The sequence below is a fragment of the Actinomadura sp. 7K534 genome (assembly GCF_004348575.1).
GTDB classification, from domain to species: Bacteria; Actinomycetota; Actinomycetes; order Streptosporangiales; family Streptosporangiaceae; genus Spirillospora; species Spirillospora livida.
This window is the reverse complement of record NZ_SMKB01000299.1, coordinates 1-7,753: the sequence shown is the minus strand read 5'-3', so window position 1 is coordinate 7,753 and position 7,753 is coordinate 1. Positions and strand designations below refer to the sequence as shown.

At 70.8% G+C, this 7,753-nt stretch carries 8 protein-coding genes; 4 read left to right on the top strand and 4 right to left on the bottom strand.

What is annotated here, in order from left to right; translation table 11 throughout:
• On the bottom strand, window positions 1–353 hold a 353-nt coding region (locus E1266_RS38470), incomplete at its 3' end, for a hypothetical protein (RefSeq protein WP_207946068.1).
• Between the two features lie 254 nt (window positions 354–607).
• Between E1266_RS38470 and E1266_RS33380 the strand changes: the two genes are divergently transcribed.
• Window positions 608–1,705 carry a winged helix DNA-binding domain-containing protein gene (locus E1266_RS33380; RefSeq protein ID WP_132053962.1) on the top strand — a complete coding sequence of 366 codons (1,098 nt, stop codon included), beginning with the start codon at window positions 608–610 and terminating at the stop codon, window positions 1,703–1,705.
• 55 nt (window positions 1,706–1,760) lie between these two features.
• Here E1266_RS33380 and E1266_RS33375 read toward each other — a convergent pair whose 3' ends face one another.
• Window positions 1,761–3,284 (bottom strand): long-chain-fatty-acid--CoA ligase, encoded by a 1,524-nt coding sequence (locus tag E1266_RS33375; RefSeq protein ID WP_132053960.1) that lies wholly within the window; start codon window positions 3,282–3,284, stop codon window positions 1,761–1,763.
• A 245-nt stretch (window positions 3,285–3,529) separates the two neighbouring features.
• Between E1266_RS33375 and E1266_RS33370 the strand changes: the two genes are divergently transcribed.
• Both E1266_RS33370 and E1266_RS33365 read left to right on the top strand, forming a co-directional pair.
• Window positions 3,530–3,808 (top strand): hypothetical protein, encoded by a 279-nt coding sequence (locus E1266_RS33370; RefSeq protein ID WP_132053958.1) that lies wholly within the window; start codon window positions 3,530–3,532, stop codon window positions 3,806–3,808.
• 157 nt (window positions 3,809–3,965) lie between these two features.
• The gene (locus E1266_RS33365) at window positions 3,966–5,261 is read left to right on the top strand and encodes a DUF2786 domain-containing protein (protein ID WP_207946067.1); all 1,296 of its coding nucleotides are present in this window, start codon (window positions 3,966–3,968) and stop codon (window positions 5,259–5,261) included.
• Window positions 5,262–5,335: 74 nt separating this feature from the next.
• On the opposite strand, the gene E1266_RS33360 is transcribed toward E1266_RS33365, so the two are convergent.
• Together E1266_RS33360 and E1266_RS33355 are read right to left on the bottom strand one after the other, a co-directional pair.
• Window positions 5,336–5,548 (bottom strand): helix-turn-helix domain-containing protein, encoded by a 213-nt coding sequence (locus E1266_RS33360; protein ID WP_131884259.1) that lies wholly within the window; start codon window positions 5,546–5,548, stop codon window positions 5,336–5,338.
• A gap of 221 nt (window positions 5,549–5,769) precedes the next feature.
• On the bottom strand, window positions 5,770–6,705 hold the full coding sequence (locus tag E1266_RS33355) for a class II glutamine amidotransferase (protein WP_132053954.1): 936 nt from the start codon (window positions 6,703–6,705) through the stop codon (window positions 5,770–5,772).
• A 261-nt stretch (window positions 6,706–6,966) separates the two neighbouring features.
• Between E1266_RS33355 and E1266_RS33350 the strand changes: the two genes are divergently transcribed.
• Window positions 6,967–7,753: hypothetical protein (locus E1266_RS33350; protein WP_132053952.1), on the top strand; the 787-nt coding region annotated here is incomplete at its 3' end.

Below are 7,753 nucleotides of genomic sequence, written 5' to 3'. Positions count from 1 at the left end.
GCCGGGTGCGGCGGGGCGAACGCCGGGTCCGGGTAAGGGGGGTGCTGCCCGAAGGCCGCGACCGCTCCCTGCGCCGCCGGGACCGCCTGGGCCGCGGGCGGGATGTGAGTTCCGTCCCCCCGGCGCGGCTCCGCGGACTCCTGCTCCAGCCGGCGCTCGGCCAGCAGGGCCATGAGCGCGCGGGCGGTGTCGGCGTCCATGCGCAGCAGGACGCTGGGCATCCCGGCCTGGTCGACGAACGGGGAGACAGAGGGGGCGGACGGCAGGTGCGGCAGCGCCGCCCGCATCTCCTCGCGGAGATCCTGGGCAAGACGCAGCGCCTGCCGGTCACTGTCACTCAAGTGTGCGTTCATCGCGATCTCCGGGGAGTTCACGTGCGGGGGTCCGTGGATCATCCTGCTAGGGATGGCGTGCAGGTGCAAGGGCTGATGCACGTGCATTTCAGGAATTTTCCTCCCGTAACCCTTGCGTCCCTCGCTCGTTCCCGATCGCCTCGCCTCCCGCGGGGCCAGGCGCTAGGGGCGGGCTGAGCTGCGGTGATCCGCGGAACCTGCCGGGGTGGAAGGGCGTCGCCGCGGCCGGAGGACAGAGCGTGCATCCTGGACGGATGACGGAAACGCTGAGCGTCCGAGCCCTGAACCGCGCCACGCTGGCACGGCAACTCCTCCTCGCGCGGGAGCCCCTCCCCGTGACGGAGGCGGTGGGGCGGCTCCTGGGCATGCAGGCGCAGGAGCCCAAGCCGCCGTTCCTGGGCCTGTGGACCCGGCTGGACGGCTTCCAGGCGTCCGATCTCAACGAGACCCTGCGGGACCGGTCCCTTGTGCGCGCCACGATGATGCGCGCGACACTGCACCTGATGACCAGTGCCGACTACACGGCCTTCCGCACGACGATGCAGCCGATGCTGGACGGCGCGCTCAAAGTGCTGGGTGACCGGGCCAAGGGGATGGACCTTGAGGAGGTCGTCCCGGCGGCGCGCACACTGCTCGGGCAGGGGCCCCGCACGTTCAACGAGATCCGTGCGCTACTGCAGGAACAGTTCCCGAACGTCAACGACAGGGCTCTCGGCTACGCCGTACGGCTTTGCGTTCCGCTGGCCATGGTTCCGACACAGGACAGGTGGGGTTTCTCCCGCACGTCACAGTTCACGCTGGCCGATGACTGGCTGGGCGCCCCCGTCGCGGACGACCCGGCGCTAGAGGAACTGATGCTCCGCTACCTGGCGGCCTACGGGCCGGCGTCCGCCGCCGACGCGCAGACGTGGTCAGGACTTCCCGATAGCGGTGCGGCACTGGAGCGTCTGCGTCCCGGCCTGCATGTCTACAACGACGACCGTGGCAGGGAACTGTTCGACCTCCCCGACGCTCCGCGGCCCGGCGAGGACGTTCAGGCGCCACCGCGGTTCCTGCCCGAGTTCGACAGCCTCGTGCTGGCGCACGCCGACCGCAGGCGTGTCATCGCCGACGCACATCGGCCGTTGCTCACCACGAAGAACCTCCGCGTCCGCGCCGTGTTCCTCTGGGACGGCTTCGCCCAGGGCATCTGGGAGACGGAGTACAAGCGCAAGGTCGCCACACTGCGGTTGCGTCCCTTCGACCCGCTCCCCAAGGCGGCCCTGGAGGAGCTGACCCACGAAGGCGAGTCGCTCCTACGCTTCCTCGAACCCGACGCGAAGGAGACGATCGTCACCCTCGCCGACGACTGACGCGCCCTAAAGAGCGATGTAGGCGCGAACCGCTCATCCTTGGGCGGCGGACCCATCAGCCGATGGTGCGGCCCATGCCCTCCCAGTACGGGGCGCGCAGGTCCTTCTTGAGGATCTTGCCGCTGGGATTGCGGGGCAGGGCGTCCACGAAGTCCACCGACCGGGGGCGCTTGAAGCCGGCCAGGCGCTCCCGGGCGTACTCGATCACCTCGTCCGCCGTGAGCGCCGCGCCGGGGGCGGGCACGACGACGGCCTTGACGGTCTCTCCCCACCGCTCGTCCGGGACGCCGATGACCGCGACGTCGGCGATCCCCGGATGCGCCGCGAGGACCTCCTCGACCTCGATCGGGTACACGTTCTCGGCGCCCGTGACGATCATGTCCTTGATCCGGTCGGTGAGGAACAGGTAGCCCTCGGCGTCGAGGTAGCCCGCGTCGCCCGTGCGGAGCCAGCCGTTCCCGGCCAGCAGCCGCTCGGTCTCCTCGGGACGGTTCCAGTAGCCGGGCGTGTTCTGGCTGGACCTGGTCAGCACCTCGCCGACCTCGCCCGCCGGCCGCTCCGCGTCCCCGCCGGGCTCGACGATCCGCACCTCGACCCAGTCGTACGGGCGCCCGGCCGAGCGCATCAGGTGGGCGCGCGGCCCGCCCGGGTCGTGGTCCTCGGGTTCGAGCTGGACGATCGCGCCGGTCGTCTCCGTCATCCCGTAGAGCTGGAAGAGCGGGGCCTTGAAGGTGTCGAGCGCGCGGCGCAGCACCTCCGAGGTGATCGGGGACGCGCCGTAGGTGATCGCCCGCAGCGCCGAGTAGTCGCGCTCGGCGGCGCCAGGGACGTCGCACATGAACTGCAGAACGGCCGGGACGATGAACGCGTTGGTGATGCGCTCGCGCTCGAAGGTGTCGACCAGCGCCGCCGGGTCGATGTCGCGGACCAGCACCTGCCGGCACCCCGCGTAGAGCCCGGCGAGCGCCCAGCCGGTGCCGCCGATGTGGAACAGGGGCATCGGCACGAGGCTCACCGCCGAGGCGTCCAGGCGCCAGCGGCGGGCCATCCGCTCCCCCACCTCGAAGTTGGCGTTGCTCAGCTGCACGCCCTTCGGCAGCCCGGTCGTGCCGGACGTGTAGAGCTGCACGACGATGTCGTCCGGCTCCCCGATATGGCCCGGGTCCTCGGCCGGATGCGCGCCGAGCCAGGTCTCGTGGTCCTCGCCGGTGAGGACGGTCTTGCCGGGCAGTCCGGGCGCGAGCTCCGCGAACTCGGCGTCCACCACCGTCACCGGGGCCCCCGCGTCGGTGACGATCGCGGCGATCTCGGCGGCGGTCAGCCGCCAGTTGACCGGGGCCGTCACCGTGCCGATCTTCGCGGCGCCGAACAGCAGGTCGAAGTATTCGGGCGCGTTCTTGCCCAGGTACGCGACACGGGAGCCGGGTCCGAGCCCGGCGGCGAGGAGCGCCTGCGCGACCCGGCTGGAGCGTTCGTGGAGCTCGGCGTAGCTCACGGTCCGCCCGTCCCCGGTGACGGCGGGCGCCGTCCCACGATCGCGGGCGTTGTCTCGGACGATGGACACGACCCGGTAGTCCACTCCGGCTTCCTTCCGAATCTCGTTCGGTTGTGACGGCCGACCCTATCGAGACCGCTGTGCACCGCAAAAGCACCCATATAGCGTCAGATGCGGACAAGGCGCCCTGAGCGGGCAGAACTCCGAATAGTGATCAATCCGATACCTGGTTTGATTGAAAGATCCACCATTTGGGTTCAAGCTGTCTGCGACGTTTGGAATGCCCCGCCAGGTTCGTCCGCCGACCGACCGCTGACAGGACACGACCGATGTTCGAGATCTGGGAGACGAGTGAGCCGGCCCGGCTCATCAGCGACGCGGGGAGCCTCAAGGTGGCGCTGGAGAAGGTCGACACGATGTGCCGGCTCCGGCACGACCAGGCCGCGGCGCACATCGGCGAGCCGAGGGACGGCTACCACTTCGAGATCAGGGACGCCGAGGGCAAGGCGCTCGCGCGGCTCAGCTACGTCCCCGACACCTCCCGCGCCTACCAGAGCGTGGTCATCGAGGAGATGCGCGGCGAGGGGAGCGGCGACCGCGACGATTAGGCAGACCGCGCGTCCCCGGCGGCCTCTGACCGAACGGTCGGGGGCTTTTCCGTTGCCCTGATCGGACGGCTCCCGCCGGGGCGGGGCGAACCGTCCGTCCCGGGATGGCAGGATGCGTCGTGCTCGAATTGCCCGGGCGACGGGGGTGGCGGATCGGATGGCGGGGCGACGTTCAGGGCCTGGGGAGGCGGAGACCCCGGCCGCTCTCACGGAGGCCGCCGACGCACTGATCACCGAAGCCGTACGGGCGCTCGCCCTTGGCGACCGCACCGGATTCCGCGGGTTCGTGATGGAGGCGGCCGAGCGGACCACCGTTCCCGGCTGGACGTTCACCCTCCGCCGCAGCCTTGCGGCTCGGCTTCGCCGGGGGGTCACGAGTGCCTGGGAGCGGGGCTGGCAGCCGTCCGATGTGGTGAGGTTCACGTCCCGCCGCCGCACGTCCAGGCACGCACGGCTCGTGACCGACGCGATCGCGGCCGGGATGCGGGCCTACGCCGACGCCGCCGTGGACGACCGGTGGCGCGAGCAGCTCGCCGTCCTCGAAGCCGACGTGTGGTGGGAGGACGACGACGCCCACGCGGACGCCTGGTGCGAACGCGAAGGCGTGACGGACGCGACCTACACCGCCTGCGCGATCGAACTCATCCAGTTGCTGGAGGGCCTGCCAAGGCTGCCGAGCCTCGGCCCACGTCCCGGTGCGTCCGTCCCAGGCAGGGATGGACCTGCTGCCCCACACGAGCAGGTGCGGGACGTCGATCAGCGGACACTCGGCAAGGTCAGGGCGCTTCTGGCCAAGGCCGAGTCGACAGAGTTCCCTGAAGAGGCGGAGGCGCTGAGCGCACGCGCTCAGGAGCTGATGGCGCGGCACAGCATCGACCATGCGCTGCTGGCGGCGGAAACAGGCGACATCGACGGCCCCGCCGGTCGGCGCATCCCGGTGGACAATCCCTATGACTCGCCCAAGGCGGTCCTGCTGACGGTGGTGGCCGATGCCAACCGCTGCAGGGCGGTATGGCACCGGGAGCTGGGTTTCTCCACGGTGATGGGCTATCCGGCCGATCTGGCCGCGGTGGAGATGCTGTTCACGTCGCTGCTCGTCCAGGCGACGGCCGCCATGGTTCAGGCGGGTCCCAGGCGCGATGTGCGGGGACGTTCAAGGACGCGTTCGTTCCGCCACGCTTTCCTGAACGCCTACGCCGCCCGCATCGGGGAGCGGCTGCGGGAGGCCGCCGGGCGGGCGGCCGAGAGCGCCGGCGGGAACGATCTGGTCCCCGTCCTGGCGGCGCGCGATAGGGCCGTCGAAGAGGCCGTCGGCGCGATGTTCCCGAATCTCGCCAAGGGTCGGGCGGGTTCGGTGTCGAACTACGAAGGCTGGGTCGCCGGCCGTGCGGCCGCGGACCTCGCCAGCCTGAACGGTCGCCACGAGGTCACCGGAGCGGACCGCCGTTCCTAGCGCGCGGGGTCCCCCCGGGGGGCGAGGGGGACGTCCGTTCATGTGCGCAATTTCCTTCTTGTCGTGGGAGCTGGTCAGGACTTCTTGCGCCGGGTGTTGCCGCCCCGGCCCCGGAGCGGGACGCCCGCCTCCTTGAGGACGTTGTAGATGAACCCGTAGGACCGGCCGGTCTCGGCCGCCAGGTCGCGGATGCTCTCGCCGGCCGCGTACCGCGGGGCGAGCTCGGCGGCGAGCTGGGTGCGTTCGGCACCGGTCACGCGGGTGCCTCTCGACAGTGTTCGGGCCACGGGGACCTCCTGGTTTCCAAGGCTGCGCCACGGGGCCGTCCCCGCAGCTCACAGCAGTGTTGATCTCCCCAACGTACACATTCCCCCTGATTACGCTGTCGATGCCGCGCGAATCACCGCGAATTCGGCCGAAGCTGGTCTTTTCCGTGGTGAACGGCGTGTCGGAGCTGGACACCGGCCCCGGATCCGGAACCTGGCCGCGGCCGGGCGGGAGTGGCGGGTCAGGGAACGGCGGGCCCGCAGGGCGCCGAACCGCCTTCGGTGGCCGCGAGAACGGGCGCCGGACCGGCCGCGGCTTCGGGCTCGGGCGCCGGACAACCCGTCCCGGCGGCGGTCAGCACGCCGGCGGTCGCCTGGGACGCGGCTTCCCGGAGCGAGAGGTCCGAGCGGCGCAGCGGACGGCTCAGCGGGCCGAACGGGAACAGCGAGGTCTCGGCCAGGCCCTCCACGATCAGCAGCTCACCGGGCTGGAGGAGGCGCCAGCCTCGCTGGTCGTTCATGGGTTCGCTGGCGATGACGACGGCGGGCACCGGCCCGTCCGTCCCCGGATCGCTCACGCCGCCCTCCCCGGACGACAGGACCCACAGCTCATTGCTCTCCGGGTAGCGCAGCGCCCATATCCGCCCCGGCTCGGCCACGAGCATGTTCAGGGAGAACACTGGCAGCTCGGCGGCGATGCGCCGTACCGCCTCGACGATCCCCGCCGTCGTGTCACCGTAGCGGCGGATCTCAGCGGTCACGTACGCGAACACGAGTTCCGAGTCGGTCTCACCGGAGACCTGTGCGGTCTCCATCTCGGTCAACCATGCCCGCAGCGTCTCGAGCCCCTTCACCACGCCGTTGTGCGCGAAGAGCCGGTCGTTCATCACGAAGGGGTGGCAGTTGCGCACGGTCAGGCCACCGACGGACGCGTCCCTGACATGCGACACGAACGTGTGGGACGGAACGTTCCGGGCGTGCAGATCGAAGTCGGCGTTCTCGAAGGCGGCGAGCGGTGCCCTGTCCCGGATGGGCTCCCCGCCGAGCGAGAACCATCCAAGACCGGCCCCGTGCCGCATCCGGTGACTCTGCGCGCGCAGGCTCCGGGGCGCGTCCAGCAGCCAGTGAGCCGCGCGGACCCGGGGCCCGCCCGTGCTCATCGCGAAAAGTCGGCACATGCGTCGCCTCTCACATCATTCTCACCAAGGGTGACGGCGACTTTACCCAATGACGCCGCGCGCGCTGGCCACTTCCCGCCAACAGCTATACGGCCGAACGAACCCGGGGCCCGACCACACCTTCGATGGGCGATATCTCGCCCTCTGGGCCCTTCTTGCGACCGAGAGTTATCCACAGGCCGGAGTTCGGCTTCCTCCGGCCGCACACCCCGCGCATGCTGGCGACATTGCATGAGTTCCCTCGCGCAAGGAGCGGCCCTGATGACCACGATCACCTTTCATATTCCGTCCACCACGACCTCCCGTTTCGCCGTCGCCGCCACGAGCGTCCCGAAGGACCTGGCCGATTTGCTCCAACGAAGCCCGTCCGGCCCGTACCACGCCCACATCGCCGGACGCCTCGGCTCACCGCAGCTCCAGGTCACCCGGGAGGACCTCACCTGCCTCCGCTGGGACCCGGGGCAGATCAGCGCGGCCCGCCCCGAAGACAGACCGGCCGCACGGGCTTTCGGCAACGCCGCCGAGTTCGCCGTCATCACCGCCTTCACGCCGATCACCGACCAGCCCCGCGGCGCCCAGGTCGCCCGCGCCGCCGCCCACGCCATCGCAGACGCCACCGGCGGAATCACCGCGGACCTCACGACGGGTCACATCCTCCCGCCCTCCGCCACCGAGAGAACGCGCTTCGTCCTGGCGGACCAGTGGCTCGGCGACGTCCTACCGCCGTTCCGCGCCAACGGCCGCTGCACGGCCGCGGAGCCCGAACTGGACCCCGAGGGCGTGAACGGCTGCGCCTGCGTACGCCTCCGCACCCGCGGCCTCCGCCGCTTCGGCCTTCCAGAACTCCAGATCAGCGACGTGGCCTGCCCGCACGACCTAGCCGCCCTCAACGTGCTGCGCACCACCGCCCGCCGCCTCCTCACCGACCACTGGTCCTGGCTGGCCACAGGCCCGGCGGCCACCACCCGCACGCTCAGCGCCACGGTCCACCTGACCCAGACCGACTTCAACGACTTCTGGGGCACCGCGCCCCACGTCCCCCTAACAC

Coding starts and splice junctions, on each gene's coding strand:
- E1266_RS33380 (WP_132053962.1), top strand. CDS start 608: ATGACGGAAACGCTGAGCGTCCGAGCCCTGAACCGCGCCACGCTGGCA.
- E1266_RS33370 (WP_132053958.1), top strand. CDS start 3,530: ATGTTCGAGATCTGGGAGACGAGTGAGCCGGCCCGGCTCATCAGCGAC.
- E1266_RS33365 (WP_207946067.1), top strand. CDS start 3,966: ATGGCGGGGCGACGTTCAGGGCCTGGGGAGGCGGAGACCCCGGCCGCT.
- E1266_RS33355 (WP_132053954.1), bottom strand. CDS start 6,705: ATGTGCCGACTTTTCGCGATGAGCACGGGCGGGCCCCGGGTCCGCGCG.